Origin of the sequence: Ancylobacter sp. Lp-2, assembly GCF_020523795.1 — a bacterium.
Classification (GTDB): Bacteria; Pseudomonadota; Alphaproteobacteria; order Rhizobiales; family Xanthobacteraceae; genus Ancylobacter.
Genome location: NZ_JAJALI010000013.1, coordinates 86,029 through 111,907 on the forward strand (window position 1 = coordinate 86,029; position 25,879 = coordinate 111,907).

21 protein-coding genes are annotated in these 25,879 nt (G+C 69.4%); 11 read left to right on the top strand and 10 right to left on the bottom strand.

All coding sequences use genetic code 11. The annotated features are described in order from the left end of the window. Window positions 1-87: 87 nt before the first annotated feature. The 4 genes from LGR54_RS23165 to tpiA form a co-directional block, all read right to left on the bottom strand. Window positions 88-957, bottom strand: a complete 870-nt coding sequence (locus LGR54_RS23165; RefSeq protein WP_230364325.1) for a VOC family protein — start codon at window positions 955-957, stop codon at window positions 88-90. 146 nt (window positions 958-1,103) lie between these two features. Next, window positions 1,104-2,732, bottom strand: a complete 1,629-nt coding sequence (locus LGR54_RS23170; protein ID WP_230364326.1) for a CTP synthase — start codon at window positions 2,730-2,732, stop codon at window positions 1,104-1,106. Between the two features lie 116 nt (window positions 2,733-2,848). After that, a complete protein-coding gene (secG, locus tag LGR54_RS23175) occupies window positions 2,849-3,247 on the bottom strand; it encodes a preprotein translocase subunit SecG (RefSeq protein ID WP_230364327.1) in 399 nt (132 codons plus the stop codon). A gap of 129 nt (window positions 3,248-3,376) precedes the next feature. After that, complete coding sequence (tpiA, locus tag LGR54_RS23180) at window positions 3,377-4,135, bottom strand: triose-phosphate isomerase (RefSeq protein ID WP_230364328.1); 759 nt, start codon at window positions 4,133-4,135, stop codon at window positions 3,377-3,379. Between the two features lie 191 nt (window positions 4,136-4,326). On the opposite strand from tpiA, the gene LGR54_RS23185 reads away from it, so the two are divergent. Together LGR54_RS23185 and trpE are read left to right on the top strand one after the other, a co-directional pair. Continuing rightward, a complete protein-coding gene (locus LGR54_RS23185; protein ID WP_230364329.1) occupies window positions 4,327-6,219 on the top strand; it encodes a SurA N-terminal domain-containing protein in 1,893 nt (630 codons plus the stop codon). A 9-nt stretch (window positions 6,220-6,228) separates the two neighbouring features. Further along, window positions 6,229-7,743: an anthranilate synthase component I gene (gene trpE, locus LGR54_RS23190; protein WP_230364330.1), complete on the top strand. Its 1,515-nt coding sequence runs from the start codon at window positions 6,229-6,231 to the stop codon at window positions 7,741-7,743. A 208-nt stretch (window positions 7,744-7,951) separates the two neighbouring features. On the opposite strand, the gene csgH is transcribed toward trpE, so the two are convergent. The 4 genes from csgH to LGR54_RS23210 all read right to left on the bottom strand — a co-directional run bounded on the left by csgH (window position 7,952) and on the right by LGR54_RS23210 (window position 11,485). Further along, window positions 7,952-8,251: a curli-like amyloid fiber formation chaperone CsgH gene (gene csgH / locus LGR54_RS23195; protein WP_230364331.1), complete on the bottom strand. Its 300-nt coding sequence runs from the start codon at window positions 8,249-8,251 to the stop codon at window positions 7,952-7,954. Between the two features lie 82 nt (window positions 8,252-8,333). Further along, window positions 8,334-8,696, bottom strand: a complete 363-nt coding sequence (locus LGR54_RS23200) for a hypothetical protein (RefSeq protein WP_230364332.1) — start codon at window positions 8,694-8,696, stop codon at window positions 8,334-8,336. 919 nt (window positions 8,697-9,615) lie between these two features. Further along, entirely contained in the window at window positions 9,616-10,110 is a 495-nt protein-coding gene (locus tag LGR54_RS23205; protein ID WP_230364333.1) for a hypothetical protein, read from the bottom strand. Between the two features lie 181 nt (window positions 10,111-10,291). Then, window positions 10,292-11,485 (bottom strand): LuxR C-terminal-related transcriptional regulator, encoded by a 1,194-nt coding sequence (locus tag LGR54_RS23210; RefSeq protein WP_230364334.1) that lies wholly within the window; start codon window positions 11,483-11,485, stop codon window positions 10,292-10,294. An 872-nt stretch (window positions 11,486-12,357) separates the two neighbouring features. Between LGR54_RS23210 and LGR54_RS23215 the strand changes: the two genes are divergently transcribed. The 7 genes from LGR54_RS23215 (at window position 12,358) to LGR54_RS23245 (ending at window position 17,933) form a co-directional block, all read left to right on the top strand. Then, complete coding sequence (locus LGR54_RS23215; RefSeq protein WP_230364335.1) at window positions 12,358-12,966, top strand: aminodeoxychorismate/anthranilate synthase component II; 609 nt, start codon at window positions 12,358-12,360, stop codon at window positions 12,964-12,966. Between the two features lie 40 nt (window positions 12,967-13,006). Beyond that, the gene (gene trpD / locus LGR54_RS23220; RefSeq protein WP_230364336.1) at window positions 13,007-14,029 is read left to right on the top strand and encodes an anthranilate phosphoribosyltransferase; all 1,023 of its coding nucleotides are present in this window, start codon (window positions 13,007-13,009) and stop codon (window positions 14,027-14,029) included. A 5-nt stretch (window positions 14,030-14,034) separates the two neighbouring features. Then, window positions 14,035-14,847 carry an indole-3-glycerol phosphate synthase TrpC gene (gene trpC, locus LGR54_RS23225; protein WP_230364337.1) on the top strand — a complete coding sequence of 271 codons (813 nt, stop codon included), beginning with the start codon at window positions 14,035-14,037 and terminating at the stop codon, window positions 14,845-14,847. Between the two features lie 4 nt (window positions 14,848-14,851). Next, the gene (gene moaC / locus LGR54_RS23230; protein WP_230364338.1) at window positions 14,852-15,355 is read left to right on the top strand and encodes a cyclic pyranopterin monophosphate synthase MoaC; all 504 of its coding nucleotides are present in this window, start codon (window positions 14,852-14,854) and stop codon (window positions 15,353-15,355) included. A 15-nt stretch (window positions 15,356-15,370) separates the two neighbouring features. Continuing rightward, window positions 15,371-16,600, top strand: coding sequence for a gephyrin-like molybdotransferase Glp (gene glp / locus LGR54_RS23235; protein WP_230364339.1), 1,230 nt, complete (start codon window positions 15,371-15,373; stop codon window positions 16,598-16,600). A 58-nt stretch (window positions 16,601-16,658) separates the two neighbouring features. Then, entirely contained in the window at window positions 16,659-17,045 is a 387-nt protein-coding gene (gene hpxZ, locus LGR54_RS23240; protein ID WP_230364340.1) for an oxalurate catabolism protein HpxZ, read from the top strand. 177 nt (window positions 17,046-17,222) lie between these two features. Then, window positions 17,223-17,933, top strand: coding sequence for a GntR family transcriptional regulator (locus LGR54_RS23245; protein ID WP_230364341.1), 711 nt, complete (start codon window positions 17,223-17,225; stop codon window positions 17,931-17,933). 49 nt (window positions 17,934-17,982) lie between these two features. Here LGR54_RS23245 and atzF read toward each other — a convergent pair whose 3' ends face one another. Then, entirely contained in the window at window positions 17,983-19,815 is a 1,833-nt protein-coding gene (gene atzF, locus LGR54_RS23250; RefSeq protein WP_230364342.1) for an allophanate hydrolase, read from the bottom strand. A gap of 200 nt (window positions 19,816-20,015) precedes the next feature. Here atzF and lexA point away from each other — a divergent pair, with 200 nt between their 5' ends. Next, entirely contained in the window at window positions 20,016-20,744 is a 729-nt protein-coding gene (gene lexA / locus LGR54_RS23255) for a transcriptional repressor LexA (protein WP_230364343.1), read from the top strand. Window positions 20,745-21,046: 302 nt separating this feature from the next. Here the strand turns inward: lexA and LGR54_RS23260 are convergent, their stop codons facing one another. After that, the gene (locus tag LGR54_RS23260; RefSeq protein ID WP_230364344.1) at window positions 21,047-24,181 is read right to left on the bottom strand and encodes a ComEC/Rec2 family competence protein; all 3,135 of its coding nucleotides are present in this window, start codon (window positions 24,179-24,181) and stop codon (window positions 21,047-21,049) included. 157 nt (window positions 24,182-24,338) lie between these two features. Here LGR54_RS23260 and gltX point away from each other — a divergent pair, with 157 nt between their 5' ends. Next, a complete protein-coding gene (gene gltX / locus LGR54_RS23265; RefSeq protein ID WP_230364345.1) occupies window positions 24,339-25,775 on the top strand; it encodes a glutamate--tRNA ligase in 1,437 nt (478 codons plus the stop codon). The last annotated feature ends 104 nt before the right edge of the window (window positions 25,776-25,879 follow it).

Genomic DNA, 25,879 nt, shown 5'->3' on the forward strand with positions numbered 1-25,879 from the left:
CCGGCCATTAGACCGGAAGCGTGGTTTCCATGGCGTTAAGGCAGGGAGACCTCAAGGCAAGGGGACCTCAAGGCAGGGGGGATGCGATCAGGCGGCGGGCTCGAACACCAGCATGGCGCCGAGCGCCGCCTTGGGACCGACGACGATGACGCCCTCGATCTCCTCGGCAGTCATGCGGCTGGAGCCGAGCCGCTTGCGGGTGCGGTCGATATCCGTCACCGCGAAACGCACCGCCGCGAGGTGCAGCCCCGGCCCGGCGGGCGCGGCGACGCCGAAGCGGTCGTTGAACAGCTTGGGGTTCAGCACCTCGACGCGGCCACGGGGGGTCTCGGCGATGTACCAGCCCTCCACCGCGCGGCGGAAGGCGGCGCCGGTGAACGTCGCGAGGAAGTCGAGATGCGCCGCGGGATCCTCGGCGGCCAGCACCACGCCAGCGACGCCGGTGGTGCCGTTCATGTGCCGCTGCAGGTCCGGCACCCAGAAATTCTCCGGCTGGCGCTGGGTGCAGGTGAAGAAGCCGGTCTGCGGCGAGGCCGGATCGCGGGCAAAGGCCAGCGAGAACGCCACCTCGACATCGCTGCCATCCGGCCGCTTGGCGGTGCGCTCGAAATCGAAGACGTCGAGCCCACCGAAGCCGGCGGCGTCGAACTCCGCCTTCTCGGCGGCGGGGTCGCGGCCCTCCAGCACCAGCATGGACAGGCCCGGGCCGCGCTCGGCGAGGAAATCACGGTTGAAGGCGCCGAAGGACAGGCTGGTCTCACCATGCGGCGGGATGTGGTCCGGCTCGGCGATCTCCAGCACTTCCAGGAAGAAGCCGGGGGTCTGCACGATGCGGTTCTGCGTGCCCCAGGGATGGCGGTTGCGCGCCCCTACCGTGAAACCCAGCATGTCGTAGAGCTCTCCCGCAGCTTCGAGATCGCGGACGACATGCACGACGTGATCGAGGCCACGGGCCATGGGCTTCTCCTCCGAACCCTTCCCGGCCGATCGGGCGAAACCGCCCGGCCGACAGAAAGCATCCTATCTTCAACAGGATGGAGCCCGTTCTTCCACGAAAGGCTTAAATCCTTCGCGGAAAGGCTCCAGCGGATGAGGCCCCGCCTTCAGACGAGGCGACTTTGCACCATCGCCGCTCCGATGAAGGAGGCGAAGAGCGGGTGCGGCTGGAACGGGCGCGACTTCAGTTCCGGATGGTACTGCACGCCGATGAACCAGGGATGGTCCGGGTATTCGATGATTTCCGGCAGCAGCCCGTCCGGCGAGGTGCCGGAGAACAGCATGCCGCAGGCTTCCAGCCGTTCGCGATAGCGCAGGTTCACTTCGTAGCGATGACGGTGGCGTTCGGAAATCTCGGTGGCGCCGTAGACCTGCGCCACCCGGCTGCCCTCCGCCAGCGCGGCGGGATAGGCGCCGAGCCGCATGGTGCCGCCGAGATCGGTGTCGAGGCCGCGCTTCTCCAGCTCGTTGCCGCGCAGCCACTCGGTGAGCAGGCCGACCACCGGCTCCGGCGTCGGACCGAACTCGGTGGAGTTGGCCTCGGTGATGCCGGCGAGATTGCGGGTCGCCTCGATCACCGCCATCTGCATGCCGAAGCAGATGCCGAGATAGGGCACCTTGCGCTCGCGAGCGAACTGCGCCGCGCGGATCTTGCCCTCGGCGCCGCGCTGGCCGAAGCCGCCGGGCACCAGGATGCCGTGGACATGCTCCAGGAACGGCGCCGGATCCTCGCGCTCGAAGATCTCGCTCTCGATCCAGTCGAGATTCACCCGCACATTATTGGCGATGCCGCCATGCGCCAGCGCCTCGATGAGCGACTTATAGGCGTCCTTCAGCCCGGTATACTTGCCGACGATCGCGATGGTGACCGCGCCTTCCGGGTTGCGGATGCCGCTCTCGATCTTGTGCCAGCGGGTGAGCTCCGGCTCGGGCGCCGGCTCGATGCCGAAGGCGGCCAGCACCTCGGTGTCCAGCCCGGCCTCGTGATAGGTCGAGGGCACCGCATAGATGTTGTCGGCGTCGCGCGCCTCGATCACCGCGCTCTCGCGGACATTGCAGAACAGGCCGAGCTTGCGGCGCTCCTCGCGCGGGATCTCGCGGTCGGTGCGGCAGAGCAGGATGTCCGGAGCGATGCCGAGCGCGCGCAGCTCCTTCACCGAGTGCTGGGTCGGCTTGGTCTTCAGCTCGCCGGCCGAGGGGATGTAGGGCAGCAGCGTCAGGTGCACATAGATGCAGTGCTTGCGCGGCAGCTCCTGCCCGACCTGGCGGATGCTCTCCAGGAACGGCATCGCCTCGATGTCGCCGACCGTGCCACCGATCTCCACCAGCACGAAGTCGTAGCCCTCGTTGCCGGAAAGGATGAATTCCTTGATCGCGTTGGTGACGTGCGGGATCACCTGCACCGTGGCGCCGAGATAGTCGCCACGCCGCTCCTTGGTCAGGATCTCCTGATAGATCCGACCGGTGGTGATGTTGTCCTGCTTGTTCGCCGAGCGGCCGGTGAAGCGCTCGTAATGGCCGAGATCGAGATCGGTCTCGGCGCCGTCGTCGGTGACGAAGACTTCGCCATGCTGATACGGACTCATCGTGCCCGGATCGACGTTGAGATAGGGATCGAGCTTGCGAAGCCGGGTCTTGTAGCCGCGGGCTTGCAGCAACGCGCCGAGGGCGGCGGAAGCCAGACCCTTGCCGAGCGAGGACACAACGCCGCCTGTGATGAAGATATAGCGCGCCATGGAGTTCGGTTTCTAACTGCGAAAACGCGATTCGGCGAGGGCCGTCTTAGCCGGACGACCCCCGCTGTGGAGAAAAGAGCGAAACGGGACGGCGGAAGAGGCCCGCCGCCGGGCGATCACTGCGACTGCGGAACCTGCGGCGCGGCCGGGGCCGCGGGAGCCGCCGGAGCGGCGCCCGGCGCCGGCTGGGCGCCCTGGAGCTGCTCCAGCACGTTGCCGCCCGGCGCCGCCGGTGCGCCCGAAGGCAGCGTCGTCGGCGTGGTGAAGATCGAGGACGGACCGCGACCCCAGCCGGCCAGGACGGTCAGGCTGAGGCTGGTGATGAAGAACAACGCCGCCAGGATCGCCGTCGCCCGGGTCAGCACGTTGGCGGTGCCGCGGGCGCTGAAGAAGCCGCCCCCGCCGCCGCCGCCGCCGCCAATTCCGAGCCCGCCGCCCTCGGAGCGCTGGATCAGCACCACGCCGATAAGAGCCAGCACCACCATGAGGTGGATGATGATGAGTACGGTCTGCATCTGACGCCTTCAAAATCGAATACGGCGGCGGACGAAACATCGCCGCCGGCTTGTGTCGGTCGGGTTCCTACACGATCACGCCCGGCATTTCCAGCGCGCCACGGAAGGCGGCGGAAACCGGGAGGCGCCCTACATATAGGCGCCGGCGATCGCCATGAAATCCCCCGCCTTCAGACTAGCGCCGCCGACCAGCGCGCCGTCGACATCGGCGACCGCCAGGATCTCGGTGGCATTGGCCGGCTTCACCGAACCGCCATAGAGGATGCGGATGCCGTTGCCCACCACCTCGCCGAAGCGCGCGACCAGCGCCGCCCGGATGGCGCCGTGCATCTCCGCGATGTCGGCGATGCTCGGGGTGAGGCCGGTGCCGATCGCCCAGACCGGCTCATAGGCGACGACGAGACTAGCCGCGCTCGCCCCGTCGGGAATCGAGCCGGCGAGCTGCACGCGCACCAGATCGAGCGCGACGCCCTCCTCCCGCTGCTGGCGGTGCTCGCCGACACAGACCACGGCGGTGAGCCCGGCGCGCCAGGCGGCGAGCGTCTTGGCGCGCACCGCGGCATCGGTCTCGCCATGATCGGTGCGGCGCTCGGAATGACCGAGAATCACCGCGCTGCCGCCGGCGTCGAGGATCATCTCGGCGGCGATGTCGCCGGTGTGGGCGCCGTGGGTGTTGGCGTGGCAGTCCTGGCCGCCGACCGCGACCCCGGACGTGCCGGCGGCGGCGGCGAGCGCGGCGATCAGCGTCGCCGGCGGGCAGATCATCAGCTCGGTACGGGCGCGCAGATTCGCGTCATAGGCAGCGACCATCCGGTCGAACTCCTGCACGGAGGCCTTCAGCCCGTGCATTTTCCAGTTGCCGGCGATCAGCGGACGGCGCGTCGTCATGAAAAGTCTCGCTCCCTCAAATACCCGCATTTCCAAGCTTGATGACCCGGCGTAACAGACCGGGCCGGGCGGCGCAAATGGCCGCATGTGCGGCGTTGCGACACCATCGCGGCATCCCTATGATGCGCGCCTTTCGCGACCCGGGCCGAAACGCCCGGGTTTTTGCCGGCCTACGCCCGACGAGAACAACGATGCTGCAGACCCTGCGTAAGAGCGCCTCCGGAATCATCGCCAAGGTCCTGATGGGACTCCTCATCGTCAGCTTCGGCATCTGGGGCATCGCGGACGTGTTCCGCGGCTTCGGCGGCCAGACGCTGGCCTCCATCGGCTCGACCGAGATCAGCGTGCCGGAGTTCCAGCAGCTCTACCAGCAGCGCCTGCAGCAGATCTCCCAGCAGCTCAAGCAGGGCCTCACCCCCGACCAGGCGCGTGCCTTCGGCATTCCCGACCAGGTGCTGAACGAGCGCCTCGGCGAGGCGGCGCTCGACGAGGCGACCCGTCGGATGGGCCTCGCGATCTCCAACCAGCAGGTGGTCGACCGGGTGCAGAGCAACCCGGCCTTCTTCGGCCCCTCCGGCGCGTTCGACCACAACTACTTCCTGCAACTGCTGCGCTCCAACGGCTTCACCGAGCCGCGCTTCGTCGAAGCGGAGCGCCGGCTCGCCCAGCGCCAGCAGCTCATCCAGTCGCTGGCCGGCGGCATGGAAGTGCCGCAGGTGCTGAAGGACGCGGTGAAGCGCTATGAGAGCGAAACCCGCTCGGTGAGCTACGCCATCGTCGGCCCCACCAATGTCGGCCCCTTCGCCGCGCCGACCGACGAGCAGCTGAAGGGCTTCTTCGACGCCCGCAAGGTGGCGTTCCGCGCGCCGGAATTCCGCAAGATCAACCTGCTCGCCCTCACCCCCGAGGCGCTGGCCGGCAAGGAAGAGGTCTCCGACGCCGAGGTGAAGGCGTTCTACGACGCCAACCAGGCCCGCTTCGGCACGCCGGAGAGCCGGGTGGTCGACCAGATCGTGTTCCCCAACGCCGACGAGGCCAAGGCCGCCGCCGACAGGATCGCCGCCGGCACTTCCTTCGCCGACATCGCCGCCGAGCGGAAGCTGGAGGCCAAGGACACCACGCTCGGCACGGTGACCCGCGCCGACATCTTCGACGCCGCCATCGCGGACGCCGCCTTCGTGCTCGCCGCCGAGGGCACCAGCGGCGTGGTGAACGGGCGCTTCGGTCCGGTGATCGTGCATGTCGGCGCCATCACCCCGGCGGCGGTGAAGCCGCTCGACGAGGTGGTCGCCGAAATCCGCAAGGAGCTCCAGCTCGACACCGCCCGCCGGGCGATCCTCGCCGCCTATGACAAGATCGAGGACGACCGCAACGCCGGCGCCACCCTCGCCGAGGCCGCCTCCAAGGCCGGGCTGACGCTGCAGAGCCTCGACACCGACGCCCAGGGCACCGGGCCGGACGGCACCGCGATCCCCACCATCCCCGCGCGTACCGACGTGCTGCGCCTCGCCTTCGCCACCGAAGCAGGGGCGCAGAACGACCCGATCACCCTGCCGCAGAACGGCGGCTACGTCTGGTACGAGGTCACCGACGTCACCGCCCCGCGCGAGCGGACCTTCGAGGAGGCGCGCGCCCAGGTGCTCGCCCGCTGGAAGGAGGACGAGACGGCGCAGGCGCTCGACGCCAAGCTCGCCGAGCTGAAGAAGAAGATCGCCGACGGCGCCGCCTTCGACCTTACCGTCTCCGATGCCGGGCTGGAGCTGCGCACCGCCAACGGCCTGCGCCGCGGCCGTGCCAATGAGGGCGTGCCGCAGGAGGCGATCATCGCCATCTTCGACACCCGCGACGGCGCGGTCGGCAGCTCGGTGCTCCCCGGCGACGACCGCCTGCTGTTCAAGGTGACCGGCGTCGCCATCCCCGCCGAGGCGCCGCAGAACGACAAGATCATCGCCGATATCGGCCAGAGCCTGCAGAACGACCTGATGACCGAATATCTGGTGCAGTTGCAGAGCGACCTCGGCGCCAAGATCAACCGCGCCGCCCTCGACCAGATCGTCGGCGTGCCCGCCGATGCGGTGAACTGAGGACGCGTGATGAACCTCCATCCCGATGCGGATGCCTTCGCCGACGCCTATGCGCGCGGCGAGGCGCAGGTGATCGGCGAGACGCTGGTCGCCGATCTCGAAACCCCGGTCTCCGCCTATCTGAAGATCGCCGCCGAGCGGGCGAATTCCTTCCTGCTCGAATCCGTCGAGGGCGGCGCCACCCGTGGCCGCTACTCGATGATCGGCATGGAGCCCGACCTGATCTGGCGCTGCCGCGACGGCCGCGCCGAGATCAACCGCCGCGCCGCGCTCGAACCCGACACGTTCGAGCCGTGCGCGCAGCCGCCGCTGGCCTCGCTGCGGGCGCTGGTCGAGGAATCGCGCATCGCCCTGCCCGATGGCGCGCCGCCGATGGCGGCCGGCATCTTCGGCTATCTCGGCTACGACATGGTGCGGCAGATGGAGCGCCTGCCGGCGGCCAAGCCCGACCTGCTCGGCGTGCCGGATTCGATCTTCATCCGCCCGACGGTGATGGTGGTGTTCGACGCGGTGCGCGACGAGGTGACGGTGGTCACCCCGGTGCGCCCCGCCGCCGGCGTCCCGGCCACCGCCGCGCTGGAAGCGGCGCGGGCGCGCATCGAACGGGTGGTGGCGGCGCTGGAAGGCACCCTGCCCGCCCAACCCACGGAAGACGCGCTGCACCAGCTGGTGGTGCCCACCTCCAACACCCAGCCGGACGCCTATCTGGCGATGGTCGAGCGGGCCAAGGAATATATCCGCGCCGGCGACATCTTCCAGGTGGTGCTCTCGCAGCGCTTCGACGCGCCGTTCACTCTGCCGCCCTTCGCGCTCTACCGGGCGCTGCGGCGGATCAACCCGGCGCCGTTCCTGGTCTATTTCAACTTCGGCGGCTTCTCGCTGGTGTGCTCCTCGCCGGAAATCCTCGTCCGGCTGCGCGACAACACCGTCACCATCCGCCCGATCGCCGGCACCCGCCGACGCGGCGCCACCCCGCAGGAAGACAAGGCGCTGGAGGTCGAGCTGCTCGCCGACCCGAAGGAGCGCGCCGAGCATCTCATGCTGCTCGACCTCGGCCGCAACGACGTCGGCCGCGTCGCCGCCATCGGCACGGTGGAGGTGACGGAGAGCTTCCTCATCGAGCGCTACAGCCAGGTGATGCACATCGTCTCCAATGTCGAGGGCGACCTCGACCCCAGGCACGACGCGCTGGACGCGCTGGCCGCCGGCTTCCCGGCGGGCACCGTCTCGGGAGCGCCGAAGGTGCGGGCGATGGAGATCATCGACGAGCTGGAGCGCGACAAGCGCGGCATCTATGCCGGCGCCATCGGCTATTTCGGCGCCGATGGCGAGATGGACACCTGCATCGTGCTGCGCACCGCGGTGGTGAAGGACGGCAAGATGCATGTGCAGGCCGGTGCCGGCATCGTCTACGACTCGGACCCGGAGAGCGAGCAGCAGGAATGCGCCAACAAGGCGCGCGCGCTGTTCCGGGCCGGCGAGGAAGCGGTGCGTTTCGCCGCCCGGGCCGGCAGGGGCCAGTGAGCCGGGCGACCATTTGACCGGAGGGCCGCATAGCGGCCGGAGAGAGCCGGGCAGCCGGCGGCGGTGGAAGGCCGCCGGCGTTCAAGATTGCCCGAGGACATCGGCCTCGGGCTCCCCGGCACCGCCCGGCTTGCCCCGGGCGACGCGCGGCCGAAAGAACAGCCGCAAGGGAAAATGGCGAGCCGGCTCTCGAAAGCGGCGCTCGCGGTTACGATTTTGAGGACGTACAGACCAGCTTGCCGTCATGGGCATAGACCTTCAGCTGCGCGCTCCAGCCGGCTGCGCCGACATAGGCCGTCGCCAGCCGGCCGTTCTCCAGATCCCCGACCTCGAACTCGCCGCCCTGCCTTGAGGTCGACACGTTGTCGGAGGTTCCCGAGCGGACAACCAGCACATACTGGCCCTTCGCCACATCATGGGAATCCAGCACGGCCTCGAGCCTGACCATCCCGTTGCGCTCGACGACCTCGATGTGACACGGCGGCATGGCCGCGGCGGACACGATCATTTCAACATCCTCCCGAGAAATGGAGCGGCCGACGGACACTCATCGATGACCGCCGGCCGCCCGATGGTTCTGAACGTGTCGTTCAATACTGCACGATCACCGACGAATTGCCCTTGCCCACCTGGGTGGTGGTGGCATCGTTGTACTTGCCGAACTGCAGGGTGCCGGACACATTGTTCTTGCCGACCTGCACCGTCAGGGCCTCATTCTTCTTGCCGAACTGGCCGATGCCCGAGACGTTGCCCTTGCCGGCCTGCAGCGAGACCGCCTCGTTCTTCTTGCCGACCTGGCCGATGCCGGAATAGTTGCCCTTGCCGACCTGACCGATGCCGGCCTCGTTGCCCTTGCCGGTCTGCGAGACATCAGCCTCGTTGCCCGCCGCATTGGCCAGCGGGATCGTGACCAGGATCATGGCGGAAGCGAGCAGTACAGATGCGAGTTTCATGGCTAATCTCCTTGGGTTTTGATTTATTTCCCCGTCGCCGTCGACGGCGTGAGGAAATTAACCGTAGCTCTACGGAGATACTTGACCGAAATCCGACCAGATTTCTGGCGATTTGCTGCATGAACTGAGCATAAATCCATGCCGCCCTGACTCCATTCCCTCGAACCTTGGTCCATTCGTACTATTTCGGTGGCGGACGCATCTGCGAAACATGGCTGGATGCGCGCTTCCGCTGACCTGATCCACCATCCCGGCCCTTTCTGCCGAAGGCGGCGAGCCCCGGAATGCCCCCCTCGTGGTGGGCGGCCATCTGGCGCCTACGCGCGCGCTTACGCCCGAGGCGCGCGGGGGCGCCGCCCTCGACGACGCGCCAGCCTTAAGCCGACGAAGGAAGACGGCGCCTCCGCCCGAGCGAGGCAGGGCGAAGCAAGGGGAGATGGGAACAACGCGGGAGAAGCCGGCCGGCGCTGTGGTCCTGCGCGACGCCGATCGAGCCCGCTCGCCACGGCGTCGAACGGAGGCCGCTAGAGACGCCACGCGCACGGGCCTGCGCAGCCCCGCACGCGCTTGGATGGATGGGCTTGCACGGGTCTTGCTCAGGCCTGGTCGCCGTCATCGGAAGGTCTGATGGAAGGCCCGCTGAGATACGCCGGCGAGCCGGGGACACGACAGGCGGCGGCCGGCTGCCCCTGTCCGGAGCCGCCGGCCGCGACCGTGCCTGGCGGCGGGCAACCTCCACGCCCTCAGGCGCGCCGATCACGCGACCACCGAGTGTTCCCCGTCCCTGTCCCGGCATGTGCCGCACGCCTTACGCGCGACCAGGAGGCGTCTTCAGCGCCGGGGTAGGACGGGGAGGCAGCGAGGAGGAGTGAGACAGGCCGCCGGACGTTCCGCGGAGCGCCGCCGGCTTGGTGGAAGGTCAGTTCTGCACCACGACGAGCGAATTCTTCTGGCCCGACTGCCGGGCGAAGACCCGGTTGTCCTGACCGCCCTGGAAGATCTGTGCCAGATTGACGATGCCCGACTGGATCAGCGTCGTCGTGTTCCTCATGCCGACCTGAAGCACCCGGGCAATGTTGACCCGCCCGGTCTGGGCGATGACGGTCGCGTTCTGGATGCCGTATTGCTTGACCTTGGCCCGGCTGTTCCACCCCGACTGCAGAACGCCGGTGGTGTTCCATCCGCCATACTGGGCGACCTTGGTGCGGTTGTAGCGCCCGGACTGGTCGACGAACGAGTAGTTGTCCCGCCCCATCTGACCGATGGCGCTGAAATTGTCCCGCCCGCTCTGGCTGACGCCGGCGACGTTGTCTGCGCCAGCCTGCGAGACCGATGCCCTGTTGCTGTCCGCCTCAGCCTGGGTAATGGCGGCGAGAACGAAAGCGGCGGCGCAGAGTGCGACTTTGAGCTTCATGACGGACCTGCTTGATTGGAGTGATGACCGAGCAGATGGTCAATAAACCTGCCGCGCACGATGTAGTGCACCTCAATTCCACCAGAATTTTGGGAGATCCATTTATTTTCCCGGCGAAAACATCGGCGCAACTAATCCGGAATCCCGCGGGAATAGTCCGATCATACTATATCGATAGCTTTCAGATGAAGCCTGAGAGCAGCGACAGCAGGTTCTGCATCTGCATCTGCCGATGCAGCCCGAGCCGGTTCATCGCCGAAGCCAGCTGGTTGTGGACGGTGTTCTTGGAAACCTGCCGCGCCTGCGCGATTTCCGTGCTCGACTCGCCATTGGCGAGCGCGCAGGCGAGGCTGGCCTCGGTGGCGCTGAGGCCGAGCACCGCGCGCACCGCATCGGGCTTGAGAGAGTCGTTGCGGCCGAGTTCGCGGATGCTCAGCAGGGCGACGCGCTCCGGCAGGGCGATCGCCGGCTTGAACGGGATCGAGCTGTGGCCGTTGCGGGTCGAGGTGGCGAGGCTGACCAGCCAGCCATGCGAATTGGTGCCGTTGCGCACCCAGAAGACCTTCTGATCCAGCCGACCGGAAATGATGGGGTCGAGGAATTCGTGGATCTGGCTGTAGAGAGCCGCGTTGCGGATGTCGAATTCGCCATCCGAGATGCAAATGTCGGGATTGTCGGTGGTCAGAGCGATGAAGGCCCGGTTGGCCAGCACGATCCTGAGGTCGGAACGGACCAGCGCGCGCGGCGTCGGTGCGTTGGCGAAGATGAACTCCATCCGCTCCGCCAACTCGCGCTGCCTGACCAGCTCCCGATGCGTCTTGAAGGCGATCTGCAGATAGGGAAGCAGCGCCATGATCTCCTCTCGCTGCCGGGTGCAGGCCCGAGAGGAATTGTGCGGATGCACCAGCAGCAGCGCGAAGCGACGCGGCCCTTCCCTGGCGATCAGGATGCCCGACAGCACCCCGTGATCGCCGAAGGCCCCACAGAGCCCGCCGACCTCGGGACGCAACGCGACGTCGCGCAGCTCCACCTCGAAGGTCGCGCCCTGTCCCAGCGACTGGGTGGTGGCATCGAAAAAGGCGATCAGCTCCGGACTGAGCAGCGTGGCTTTCGAGGCGCCCCGCGCGACGATGGCGACCCTCTCGCCATCGCCATTGCCGTTGCCATGACCGTAAGCATGACCGTTGCCATGGCCGCCATTGCCATTTCCATGGCCGTTGCCGTTGCCCAGGCCGAGGAAGAAGCCGACATGGGCGCCGGATCTCACCAATATGCTGGCAAGAACCTCATCCCACAGCTCCGGAGAAATCGCTGCTTCCTGAATGGTCGTGATGATCGATGTTCGCCACGAGTCCGCGTCTACGTCGCACATCATGGTCGGCCGCCCCCGACTCTACTGGACTGGATTACACAGGAACCGCCCAGAATCCGCACAATTTTGAACTGAATCGGAATATTTTCAAGGGGACACCAAGTCCCCTCCCGCCAGGCGCGCCACCGCCTCGCACGTCTGCGTCCTGTTCATCCCCCATCCGCGCGACGCCAATCCGCGCCGAGACGACGTCAATCGTCTCGCAACGTCGCGAGCACCGGGGAGAAGGGCGGAGCCATGATCGTCCTCAGGATACCGTCAGAAGTCTAACACCCCAGGACAGGGGTATCAGTGGTTGCATCCCCGCGCACAAATCATCCCGGCGCCATGCTTCCGAGACAGAGCGCGTGACAGACAATTTGTGGAACTTGGCCGGATAATCGTCCGATTTCCGAACAAACTATATGAGGGCGAATGCGTATTGCCGAAGCGAAATGCCCTTACGTAATGCCGCCTCCCACCACCCCCCGAGCGTCGGCGCGACGCGTCGGCATAACGCATTACCTCAGCGAGCGATCCATCGGGCACCATGGTACGTACTTTGGCAGGCCCCTCGCCTCTTGGTTGCCCTCTTGGTAGCCCGTTGGCTTGACCCGGTGCCGGAGCACATCCTAAGTGTTCACTTGGAAAAATTCTGGAACCGTCGCCCGGCCGATCTGCGCGACAGACCCTCCCGGCGGGGCCAGCGACAGCAACGGAAAACGGCGCCCTCGACGGGGTCGTATCGGGGTGACGCGGTGACAAGGCATAGGGTGCGTGGCGAGCGATGGCGTGGCGGGTTTTGACCTCGCTGCCGGGTGCGGCTTGACCCCGCGCCTTCCCGCATCCTAGAGCTTTCCGCAAAGGCGGAAGCTTGCCGCTCGAACGGACCCGCGATGATCCTTCTCGTCGACAATTACGACAGCTTCACCTGGAACCTCGTCCACTATCTCGGCGGGCTCGGGGTAGAGGTGGACGTGCGCCGCAACGACACCCTCACCACCGACGAGGCGCTGGCCTTGAGGCCGGAAGCCATCGTCATCTCCCCCGGCCCGGCGACGCCCAACGAGGCCGGCATCTGCCTCGACCTGATCGCCCGCGCCGCCGGTGACGGCGTGCCGGTGTTCGGCGTCTGCCTCGGCCACCAGGCGATCGGCCAGGTGTTCGGCGGCGAGGTGGTGCGCGCGCCGCTGCCGCTGCACGGCAAGATGAGCGACATCCACCACCGCGGCGAGAGCGTGTTCCGAGGCATCAACGGCCCGTTCCGGGCGACGCGCTATCACTCGCTGATCGTCAAGCGCGACACCCTGCCCGCCCCGCTCGCCATCACGGCGGAGACCGAGGACGGGCTGATCATGGGCCTGTCCCACAAGGAGCTGCCGGTGCACGGGGTGCAGTTCCACCCCGAGAGCATCGCCTCCGAGCACGGCCGGACCATCCTCAAGAATTTCCTCGACCTCGCCCGCGCCTGGAACGCCGGCCCGCGCCGTTCGCGCGCGGCCTGAGGCGGGAGCGGAGACGAAAGCGGAGCAGAGAGCGGGGACCATGGAGAATTTGAAGGCCGTCATCGGCAAGATCGCCACCGGCGCCACGCTGACGCGCGCCGAGGCGGCGGGCGCCTTCGACATCATGATGTCCGGCGAGGCGACGCCCTCGCAGATCGGCGCGGTGCTGATGGGCCTGCGCGTGCGCGGCGAGGATGTCGAGGAGATCGCCGGCGCGGTGACCACCATGCGCGCCAAGATGCTGCGGGTTTCCGCCCCGCCCGGCGCGGTCGACGTGGTCGGCACCGGCGGCGATGCCTCCGGCTCCTACAACATCTCCACCTGCGCCTCCTTCATCGTCTCCGGCGCCGGCGTGCCGGTGGCCAAGCACGGCAACCGGGCGCTGTCCTCCAAATCCGGCGCCGCCGACGTGCTGACGGCGCTCGGCGTGAAGATCGACCTCTCGCCGGCCGGCATCTCCCGCTGCATCAACGAAGCCGGCATCGGCTTCATGTTCGCCCCGGCGCATCATCCGGCGATGAAGCATGTCGGCCCGACGCGGGTGGAAATCGGCACCCGCACCATCTTCAACCTGATCGGCCCGCTGTCGAACCCCGCCGGGGTGACGCGGCAGATGGTCGGCGTGTTCGCGCGCGGCTGGATCGAACCGCTGGCCGAGGTGCTGCGGACGCTGGGCTCCGAGCGCGCCTTCGTGGTGCACGGCTCCGACGGGCTCGACGAGATCACCACCACCGGGCCGACCTATGTCGCCGAGCTGCGCGACGGCAAGCTGTCCAGCTTCGAGATCGAGCCGGAGCGCTTCGGCATCGCCCGCGCGACGCCGGAGGCGCTGAAGGGCGGCGACGGCGCGGTGAACGCGCTCGCCTTGCGCGCCGTGCTCAACGGCGCCAAGAACGCCTATGCCGATATCTCACTCCTGAACGCCGCCGCCGCTTTGGTGGTGGCCGGCAAGGCCGACGCGATCGGCGAAGGGCTGGAGCTCGCCCGCTGGAGCCTGAATGGCGGCCATGCGGAAGCCGCGCTGGCGCGGCTGGTCGCGGTCTCCAACGACATCGAGGAGTAAGACGCGTGGCGGACATTCTCGAGAAGATCGGCGCCTATAAGCGCGAGGAGATCGCCGCGGCCAAGCTGAAGGTACCGCCGGCCGAGATCGCCGCCCGCGCCGCTGCCGCCCCTGCCCCGCGCGGCTTCCTGAAGGCCATCGAGGCCAAGATTGCCGCCGGCAGGACCGCGCTGATCGCCGAGATCAAGAAGGCCAGCCCGTCCAAGGGGCTGATCCGGCCGGACTTCGATCCGCCGGCGCTGGCCAGGGCCTATGAGGCAGGCGGCGCCGCCTGCCTCTCGGTGCTCACCGACACTCCCTCCTTCCAGGGCGCGCCGGAATTCCTCACCGCCGCCCGCGCCGCCTGCACCCTGCCGGCGCTGCGCAAGGATTTCCTCTACGACACCTATCAGGTCGAGGAGGCCCGCGCCTGGGGCGCCGACTGCATCCTCGTCATCATGGCCTCGGTGGACGACGCGCTGGCGCGCGACCTCGTCGACGCCGCGCACGGCCTCGGCATGGACGCGCTGGTCGAGGTGCACGACGATGCCGAACTCGACCGGGCCCTGAAGCTGCCGGCGCGGCTCGTCGGCATCAACAACCGCAATTTGCGCAATTTCGAGGTCACGCTGGCGACCTCCGAGCGTCTGGCGCCGCGCATCCCCGCCGACCGGGTGATCGTCGGCGAGAGCGGCATCTTCACCCCCGACGACATCGCCCGGCTGGCGCAGGTGAACATCCGCACCATCCTGGTCGGCGAGAGCCTGATGCGGCAGCAGGACGTCACAGCGGCAACGCGGACGCTGCTCGCCGGTCCCGCGCTCAGCCGCGCGGGCTGACCCGATGGGCGCTCCCGAGGAGCCGAAGCTGGAGCCGAAGCTCTCGCATATCGACGCCAGCGGCGCCGCCAACATGGTCGACGTCGCCGACAAGGCGGTGACCGACCGCATCGCGCTGGCCGAGGGCCGCGTGGTGATGCTGCCGGAGACGCTGGCGCTGATCGAAAGCGGCAACGCCAAGAAGGGCGACGTGATCGGCACCGCCCGGCTCGCCGGCATCATGGCCGCCAAGCGCACCCACGAACTGATCCCGCTCTGCCACGCCCTGCTGCTCTCCAAGGTGTCGGTGGAGATCGAGGTCGATGATGCGCTGCCGGGGCTGAGGGTGCGCGCGAGCGTGCGCACCGCCGGCCAGACCGGCGTCGAGATGGAGGCGCTCACTGCGGTCTCGGTCGCCTGCCTCACCATCTACGACATGGCGAAGGCGGTGGATCGCGGCATGCGCATCGAGGGCATCCGCGTGCTGGAGAAGGCCGGCGGCCGTTCCGGCCACTGGACGGCGGACTGAGAGATCGCAGCGACCATGGCCAAGACCGCATTGATGCCGCTTGAGGAGGCGCTGGACCGCCTGCTGTCGCAAGCCGAGGTTCTGCCGGCCGAGACCGTGGCGCTCGACGCCGCGCTCGGGCGCGTGCTCGCCGCCCCGGTGGTGGCGCGCCGCACCACGCCGGGCCGCGACGTCTCGGCGATGGACGGCTACGCGGTGCGCGCCGCCGACGCGACGCAGGGCGCAATGCTGGAGGTGGCCGGCGAATCCGCCGCCGGGCGCCCCTATTCCGGCACGCTCGCTCCCGGACAGGCGGTGCGGCTGTTCACCGGCGCGGTGGTGCCGGACGGTGCCGACGCGGTGGTGATCCAGGAGGATACCGCGCGCGAGGGTTCCGCCGTCCGCATCAACGAGGCCGCCATCGCCGGCCGGCACATCCGCAAGGCCGGCGGCGACTTCCGTGACGGCGAGACGGTGCTGGAGGCCGGCCACCGCCTGCGGGCGCGCGACCTCGCGCTAGTCGCCGCCTGCGACCTCGCCGCGGTGAGCGTGTATCGCCGGCCGCGCGTGGGCCTGCTCTCCACCGGCGACGAGCTGGTGCGCCCGGGATTGGGCGCCGAGGCGCATCAGGTGATCCTGTCCAACATCTACGCGGTCGGCGGCGTCGCCCGGCTGGCCGGCGCCGAGGTGGTCGACCTCGGCATCTTGCCGGACCGGATGGACGACACCCGCGCGGGCATCCGCGCCGCGCGCGACGCCGGGCTCGACGTGCTGGTCACCTCGGGCGGCGCCTCGGTCGGCGACCACGACCTCGTCGCCCCGGCGCTGACCGCCGAGGGCGCGACGCTGGCGGTGCACAAGATCGCGCTACGGCCGGGCAAGCCGCTGATGTTCGGCCGGTTTCCGGCGCCTGGCTCGGCGCATGTGCTCGGCCTGCCCGGCAATCCGGTCTCGGCCTATGTCTGCGCCCTCATCTTCCTGCGCCCGCTGCTGCGCCGCCTGCAGGGCGAGGCTGGCGTCAGCGGGCTGGAACTGGTGCCGGCCGAGCTCGCGGTCGACGTGAAGGCCAACGACCACCGCATGGACTTTATGCGGGCCGAGATCACCGGCCATCGCGCCGGGATACCGCAGGTCCGGCCGATGCCGGTGCAGGATTCCTCCATGCTGAGCCTGCTCTCGCGCGCCGACGCGCTACTGGTGCGCGGCCCGAACGCCCCGGCCGCCAGGGCCGGCGAGACTTGCGAGATTCTGCCGCTGGAGGATTGACCCGGCACGCCCGAGGCTGTGTGCTGTCCCATAGCAAGATGCAAGGGATTCCAGCACGATGGACATCGACATCCCCGAGGTGAAGGCCGAGGTCGAGGCGGCGTTCGCCCGCTACGAACAGGCGCTGGTCAGCAATGACGTGGCGGCGCTCGATGACCTGTTCTGGGACGATGCCCGCACCATCCGCTATGGCGGCGGCGAGAACCTCTACGGCATCGGCGCCATCCGCGCCTTCCGCGCCGCCCGCTCGCCCGTCGGGCTGGAGCGCACGTTGGACGGCACGGTGATCACCACCTATGGCCGCGACTTGGCCATCGCCGCGACGCTGTTCCGCCGGGACGCGGCGCCCGGCAAGGTCGGTCGGCAGATGCAGACCTGGATGCGCACCGCCGGGGGATGGAAAGTCGTCGCCGCCCATGTCAGCCTGATCGCCGAACCGGCGTGAACGCCGATTCCGGCCCGCGCTGGAAAATCGCCGCAACAAGCCGCTAGCTGAACCTGCCGCTAGCTGAACCTTCCGCCTGAAACCGAGCCTGCCGAGAGCCGATGACCCGTTTCCACATCCCCGCCGCCGCCCCCGCCCGGGGGGCACCCGTGCCGCGCGCCGGCCGGCGGGGCTGACATGTCGCTTCCCGAAAGTCCCATCGCCCTCGCCGTGCCGCCCACCGCCGCCGCCACTACGGCGCGTCCCGGCCGCCGGACCCGTGCCGAGGATATTCGCGAGCAGCTCGCCGACGAGATCACCCGTGGCCAGCAACCGCCCGGCACCCTGCTGGACGAGAGCGCGCTGGCCGCCCGCTTCGGCGTGTCGCGCACCCCGGTGCGCGAGGCGATCCGCGAGCTCGCCGCCTCCGGCCTGATCGACGCCCGTCCGCATCGCGGCGCCATCGTCGCGCGGCCGAGCTTCGAGCGGCTGCAGAACATGTTCGAGGTGATGGCCGAGCTGGAGGCGCTGTGCGCCGGCCTGTGCGCGCAGAACATCAACCCGGCCGAGCGGCGCCGGCTGGAGACGCTGCACGCCGACATGGGCGAGATGATGCGGCTCGGCGACTTCGCCGCCTATCGCGAGGCGAACGAGCAGTTCCACGCCTCGATCTATGCCGGCGGGCATAACGACTATCTGGTCGAGCTGACGCTGGCGACCCGGCAGCGGCTCTCACCGTTCCGCCGGGCGCAGTTCCGCGCGCTGGGCCGCCTCGCTCTCTCGCATCTGGAGCACGACCGGGTGGTCACCGCCATCCTGCGCGGCGACCGCGACGGGGCGGCGATGGCGATGCGCGATCACATCGCCATCGTTCACAACGCGTATGAGAAATATGCGCAACTGATCTGATATCGCTGAACTTTTCGACCCCAGCGCCAACGGCGCCGGGCGCCGCGCCTCACTCCGCCGCCGGAATCCCCGCGATCTGACGCTGGCGCTGCTCGTCGGCGAGGAAACCGCGCCAGCCGCCGAAGCCGGTAATGTCGCGCGCATCCCGCGCGGCCACCGCCTCCAGCGCGAAGCCCTTCACCCGGCTGCCATCCTCCAGCTGGATGGTGGCGATGCCGAGCGGCGCGGGAATGGCGTCGACGAAGCGGGCGAAGGCCTCGGCCGGCAACGCCCAGATCTCGCATTCGATGGCCCCGCCGCCGCTGCCGGGCTCGACCCGCAGCAGGCCCGGGCGGCGCACCCGGCCCTCGGGAAGCGCGTAGAGCCGGTAGTCGGCGCTGGTGCGCGCCGGGCGCAGGAACACGCCGCCGGCCGCCAGCAATTCGCCATTGAGCGGCAGGCCGGACAAATGCGCCCCGAACAGCGCGAGGGCGTGATAGCCCGCGCCCGCCTGCGGCACGGCCTGGGGCAGCGCCGGCAGCGGCAGGCCGGTGGCGCCCATCGGCAGGTCGCTGGCGGCATGGAAGGCGGCGGCGATGGCGGCGAGCTGCGCGTCGCGCCCTGCCCCGGCCAGCAGCGTGATGCCCACCGGCGCCCCGTCCGGCCGCATCCCCGACGGCGCGGCGATGCCGCACATGTCGAGCAGGTTCACGAAATTGGTGTAGATGCCGAGATTGGAATTGAGCCGCACCGGTTCGGCCAGCATCTCCTCCACCGTGTAGACGGTCGGCATGGTCGGCACCATCAGCGCGTCGCAGCCCTCGAGGCTGGCGCGGGCGCGCGCCGCCAGCTCGACGCGGCGGTAATGCGCGCGGAACGCCTCGACGGCGGTGCGTCGCCGCCCCTCCTCGATGATGGAGCGCACCACCTCGTTGAAACTGTCCGGCTTCGATTCGAGGAAGGGGCCGACGGCGGCGTAGCGCTCGGCCACCCAGGGGCCCTCATAGAGCAGCTTCGCCGTCTCGTAGAACGGCTCCATGGCGATCTCGACGATGCGGGCGCCGAGCGAGGCCAGCCGCGCGACCGCCTGGGTGAAGGCCGCCTCCGCCTGGCGGTCGCCGAGGAACAACCGGTCCTCCGGCCGCGGCACGGCGATGCGCGGCGCCGTCGGGAAGGCGCCGGGCGCGCCGAGCGGCAGCGGGCGCGAAAACGGATCGGCCTCGTCCGGCCCGGCCATCGCCCGCAACGCGGTGAAGGCGTCCTCGACGGTGAGGCCGAACACCGAGATGCAGTCGAGCGTGCGGCAGGCCGGCACCAGCCCGGCGGTGGAGACGAGGCCGAGGCTCGGCTTGATGCCGACGATGTTGTTGAGCCCGGCGGGGATGCGGCCGGAGCCGGCGGTATCGGTGCCGAGCGCGAAGGCCACCAGCCCCGCCGCCACCGCGACGCCCGAACCGGAGCTCGAACCGCCGGGAATCAGGTCGGCGCGCACCGCGTTGCGCGGCGTGCCATAAGGCGAGCGGGTGCCGTTCAGCCCGGTGGCGAACTGGTCGAGATTGGTCTTGCCGATGACGATGGCGCCGGCGCGCTTCAGCCGGGCGACGGCGGTGGCGTCGCGCGCGGCCACATAGGCGAAGTCCGGGCAGGCGCAGCTGGTCGGCAGGCCGGCAACGTCGATATTGTCCTTCACCGCGAAGGGCACGCCATAGAGCGGCAGCTGCGCCGGATCCCGCCCCTCCAGCGCCGCCAGCTGCTCGGCGAGCGCCTCCGGCCCGACCAGCGCGGTGAACACCGAGGGATCGGCATGCCGCTCGATCCTCTCCAGGCAGGCGGCGACGGTGCGCGCGGGGGTCGAGCGGCCGGAGCGGTGTGCGTGGAGGATTTCGGCGATCGTGGCGGACAATGCGGGTCTCCCGGCTGAGCGGATCTCAAAACTGCATATAACATGAGCAATCAATATGACATTGCATACACTAGTCGGAGCCCGCCGCCGCGTCGACCGCTTAGCGCTTTATTTACCGATTGTGGAACACAAAAAGAACGGATAGTGTTTGTTCGTGATTTGTTTCATTTTGCCTGACCGCTGGGGACGGACCTGCGCTGATGCTCACCCGCAAGCAACACGAACTGCTCCGCTTCATCCATGAACGGCTGAAGGAGAGCGGCGTGCCGCCTTCCTTCGAGGAGATGAAGGAAGCGCTCGACCTCCGGTCCAAGTCCGGCATCCACCGGCTGATCACCGCTCTGGAGGAGCGCGGCTTCATCCGCCGGCTACCGAACCGCGCGCGGGCGCTGGAAGTGATCCGCCTGCCGGAAACGGTGCAGGCGGTTCCCAAGACAGCGGCGGCGACACCGGCTCCGGCGCGCAGCTTCGCGCCCAGCGTGATCGAGGGCAGCCTCGGCCGTGCCAAGCCGACCGCCTCGCCCGCCGCTGAAGAGGAATTGGCCCGGCCGATCCCGATCCCGGTGATGGGCCGGATCGCCGCCGGCTCGCCGATCTCCGCCATCCAGTCGGCGAGCCAGACCATCGCCATGCCGGCGGACATGCTGGGCAGCGGCGAGCATTTCGCGCTGGAAGTGCGCGGCGATTCGATGATCGAGGCCGGCATTCTCGACGGCGACCTGGCGCTGATTCGCCGTGGCGACACCGCCGAGAACGGTTCGATCGTGGTGGCGCTGATCGATGATGAGGAGGCGACGCTGAAGCGCCTGCGCCGCAAGGGCGCCTCCATCGCGCTGGAGGCCGCCAACCCGGCCTACGAGACCCGCATCTTCGGGCCGGACCGGGTGCGCATCCAGGGCCGGCTGGTCGGCCTGTTCCGCCGCTACTGAGATTTCGGCAGGCGCACCGACCGACTGCCAAACCCCGACGAGCGGGCCGACACTCATCGGGAGAATCCGATGGCGGTGGGCCGAAGGCGGAAGCAGTCGGAAGGAACCGGGCCTTTGGTGCCGCCAGGATGGACCGCGGCGAAGCCGGCGGAAGCTGGATCGGCGGGGGTGGGATCGGCGGGGTTTTAACCGGCGGAGAGCCGATCGGCCGCCGGCGTCAGACGGGCGATGAGCGACGTCGCCCACCCTGGAATCGTCGGCTGCGTGATGGCGCGTGCTTCGTTGTGGCCGCGCGGTCATCGCTACCACCCCGGCAACCAGGGGCGTGTGCCGTCCGCAGGGCGGGCATCGATGCGCTGCCAGACTCCCTCCGGATCGAGCCGCAAGGCGATGCCGGCCCCCTCGCCGGCGCGGCCGAGCTGGATCACCTCGGCGGCGCAATCTGCCGGCGCCGTGAAGCGGCTCAGCACCAGCGCCGCCCGCCGGCAATCGTCGACCAGCGCGGCAGGATCGAGCGGATAGGCCACGAGCCGACCGTCGCGCGCCGGCAGGACGCAGCCAAGCGCATCGCATCGGGCGACACCCACCGGCAAGGCCTGCGCGGGGCTTACGGTCGTCGGGCCGGCGACGGACGGGAGCGGGAGAGCGGAGGCCGCACCGGGAACCGTGCCACTGGCGGCTCCGCTCCCGGCAGCGGGCAAGAGTGGGAGACCGGAGGCCGCCCCTGCAACTGTGCCACTGGCGGCTCGGTTCCCGGCAGTGGACGAGAGTGGGAGAGTGGAAGAAGCCCCGCCGGCAACCGTGCCACTGGCAGCCTCGCTCCTGGCAGCAGGCAAGAGCCGTAGACCGGAGGCGGCGCCGGCAACCGTGCCGCTGGCGGCTCCGCTCCTAGCCGCGGATGTGAGCGGCAGACCGGAGGAGGCACCGGGAACCGTGCCCCCGGCAGCCCCGCTCCCGGCAGCGGATGAGAGTGGGAGACCGGAAGCCGTCCCAGCAACCGTGCCACTGGCAGGCTCGCTCCTAGCGGCGGACGAGAGCGGTAGACCGGAGGTCGCCCCTGCAACCGTGCCGCTGGCGGCCTCGCGCCTGGCGGTCGCTCTGCTGTCAGTTTCGCCCCCGGCAGTCTCGCTCCCCGCGTTCCCGCCCCCGGCAGCCTCACTCCTGACCGCCTCACTTTTGGCGGGCGTATTCTTGGCGGGTAAGCTTCCGAACATTGTATTCTTGGTGGGCGCGTCGCCGGGCGACGTGCCGGCGGGGGCCATCGCGATCGTAGCTGACTCCGTCGTGATACCTATCGACGCGGGCTTCGCGATGGAAGCCGTCTGCCGGACATTCGTCGGCGCGAAGGCTTCTGTCGACGATGCCGCGCCCGTTGCCCTTGCTGCGGACATCTCAGCTCCTGTCACCCCTCCTCCCGCAGCCTTGGCTCCCGTCACCCCCACTCCCGTTCCCCCAGTTCCCGCCGTCTTGGCTCCCGTCCCCCCGACTCCGCTCGCCTTGGCTTCCGCGCCCGCTCTCGTTCCCGCTCCCTTGCCGCGCATGCCTTCCGCCGAAAACCATTGCTCCGCGGCGAAGCGCTCGGCGAGGCCTTTGCGTCGGTCGCCCATCAGGACGAGCTGGCCATCCGGCCCACGCACAGCCACCGTCCGCGCCTGCGCGTCGATCAGCACGTCGGGCGGGCGGGCAGCGAGGATCGGCCCGCCGGCGGCAAACGCCAGCACGGCCGCCACCAGCGCCAGCCGGGTGCGCAACAGACAGGCGGCGAGGAAGGCGAAGGTGATCAGCACCAGGCTGGCCAGCGGCATCGCCCGCACGCCGCCATCGGCGCCGGGCAGCGACGCCACCCAGCGCGCGACGGCGTTCATCGCGTCGATGCCCCAGCCCATCACCCGGAAGGCCGGGCCCTCCCAGCCGAACGGCATGGCCAGCGTGCCGACGAGACCGGCCGGCATGATGACGAAGCTCACCAGCGGCGTGGCGGCGAGATTGGCGATGAGGCTCAGCGGCGCGAGGCGCTGGAAATGGTAGGCGGCATAGGGCGCGGTGGCGAGCCCGGCGGCCAGCGAGGTCAGCGCCAGCGCCGCCAACCAGCGCGTCGGGCCGGAGGCATACCACGGCACCCGGCCGGTTCCGGCGGCAAGGAGCCGACGACCGCCCCGCTCATAGACGACGACCAGCGCCAGCGTCGCGGCAAAGGACATCTGCGCGCCGGGATCGAGGAGCGCCCAGGGAGCCAGCGTCAGCACGATCAGCGCCGCCAGCGCCAGCGTGTGCAAAGTGAGCGCCGGGCGGCCGAGCATCACGCCGCACAGCACCAGCAGCGTCATCACATAGGAGCGCTGCGTCGCCACCTCGGCGCCGGAGAGCAGCAGGTAGTAGGTGGCCGCAAGCAGCGCCGGCACCGCCGCCCAGGCCTTGATCGGCCGGGTGAGTGCCAGCCCCGGCCACAAAGCGAGCAGCGCGCGGGCGAGGAAGAACACCGTCGTCGCCACCAGCGCCATGTGCAGGCCGGAGATCGACAGGATGTGCGACAGGCCGGAGACCCGCATCGCCTCTTCCAGCGGCTCGGGCACCTGGCCGCGAATGCCGGTCACCAGCGCCACGGCGACACCGCCGGCCTCGCCCGGCAGTACCGCACGGATGCGCGCCGCCATCGCCTGCCGGCTCGCCTCCAGCCAGGCGGAAAAGGCGAGCCCGAGGCCCATGGGTTCCGGCGCCGGCGTCTCCCGCCACTTGCCGACCGCATAGCCGGTGGCGCCGATACCCTCGAACCACGCCGCCCGGCCGAAATCGAAGCCGCCGGGATAGGCCGGCCCCGGCGGCGGCGCGAGATCGGCGCGCAGGCTGACATGCGTCCCGACCGGCGGCGGGCTCGCCGTGGCGAGCGCGATGCGCACGCGCTGCGGAACGACCTTGGGCGGACGGTCGAAGCCGCTCACCTTCAGCACGATGCGGCTGCCGCGCGGGCGCAGCTCCGCCTGCTCGACCGTGCCACTCACCGTGACGCCGGCGAGAGGCGCCGCCAGCACCGGATGCGCCATGCGCTGCACCTGCAGGCTGGCGAGGCCGAAGCCGGCCGCCACGCTCGCCGCCAGCGCCAGCGCGTGAAAGGCGAAGGGCCGCGCCCGCAGCGCCAAGGCGAGGCCGAGCAGCACCAGGAAGGCCGCTGGCCCGGCATAGGGCGACGGCTCGGCGGCGGCGCCGAGATAGAGGGCGATGCCGAGCGCGAAGCCGACCGGCAGAAACAGCGCGCCGCGCCGGTCCTCGACCTCGCGTGCCAGCAGGGCACCGAGCACGCCTGCGAGCCGCACCGGCAGCGGAGGCCGGGTGCCGCCGGCAAGGGTGACCGCCGCGGCAGGCGCATGGACGGGCATGGGCACGGCGACCGCCTGCACCCCTGCCCGCGCCCTCGCGCGCCCGACACGATCGCCCGCCATGTCCCCCACGTCCCCCGCGCGATACGGTGCCGCCGACCCCTTGTCGCCGGCCTCTTGCCGCACGGCGTCTTTTCCCCGCTCGCGCTCCTATGGTACACGCACGCATCCCGACCGCTACCGCCCGCGACGCTGCGCCGGGCGACGACACGGAAACCCGATGTCCGACACCGTCATTACCCGCTTCGCCCCCTCCCCGACCGGCTTCCTCCATATCGGCGGCGCCCGCACCGCGCTGTTCAACTGGCTGTACGCCCATGCCAAGGGCGGCAAGATGCTGCTGCGCATCGAGGACACCGATCGCCAGCGCTCCACCCCGGAAGCGATCGACGCGATCATCGACGGCCTGTCCTGGCTTGGCATCGACTGGTCGGGTGACGTCATCTACCAGTTCGCCCGCGCCGGGCGGCATCGCGAGGCCGTGGAGCAGATGCTCGCCGCCGGCCATGCCTATCCCTGCTACGCCACCTCCGCCGAGCTGGAGGAGATGCGCGAGACCGCCCGCAAGGAAGGCCGCGCCCCGCGCTATGACGGCCGCTGGCGCGACCGCGATCCCGGCGAGGCCCCCACCGGCGCCAAGCCGGCCATCCGGCTGAAGGCGCCGACCGAAGGCGAGACGGTGATCGACGACCTCGTGCAGGGCCGCGTCGTGTTCCAGAACAAGGAACTCGACGACCTCGTGCTGCTGCGCTCGGACGGCACGCCGACCTACATGCTCTCGGTGGTGGTTGATGACCACGACATGGGCGTCACCCACATCATCCGCGGCGACGACCATCTCACCAATGCCGCCCGCCAGACGCAGATCTACCGTGCGCTCGGCTGGGACGTGCCGATCATGTCGCATATCCCGCTGATCCACGGGCCGGACGGCGCCAAGCTCTCCAAGCGCCACGGCGCGCTCGGCGTCGACGCCTATCGGGCGATGGGCTACCTGCCCGCGGCGCTGCGCAACTATCTCGTCCGCCTCGGCTGGAGCCATGGCGACCAGGAGATCTTCTCTACCGAGGAGATGATCGCGCTTTTCGATCTCGACCGCGTCGGCCGCTCGCCGGCCCGCTTCGACTTCGCTAAGCTGGAGAACATCAACGGCCACTACATGCGGGCGACCCCGGACGCCGAGCTGATGGTCGCCATCGACCAGTTGCTGCCCCACCTGCCGAACGGCGCCGAGATCGCCGCCGCGCTCACCCCGGAAAAGCGCGCCCAGTTCCTCGCCGCCATGCCCGGCCTGAAGGAGCGCGCCAAGACGCTGATCGAGCTGATCGACAGTGCCGGCTACATCGTCAAGCAGCGCCCGCTCGACATGGAAGAGAAGGCCAAGGCGCTGCTCACCGACGATGCCCGCGCCCTGCTCGCCGCCGCCCATGCGGCGCTGGCGGCGACCGGCGAGTGGACCGCCGCCAGCACCGAGGCCGCGGTGCGCACCGTCGCCGAGGCCAAGGGCGTGAAGCTCGGCGCCCTCGCCCAGCCGCTGCGCGCCGCCATGACCGGCCGTACCACCTCCCCCGGCATCTTCGACGTGCTGGCGGTATTGGGGCGCGACGAGTCGCTGGCGCGCATCGCCGATCAGGCACCTGCCGCACGGGCGGCCTGAGGGTCGTACGACGAAGTGTTGATGCAGGTGCGAAATCCACGAAACGCCCTGCCGTTACTGGATTTCAATGTTATTGGGCTACCGTGCCCGCTGCGCTTGCGAGC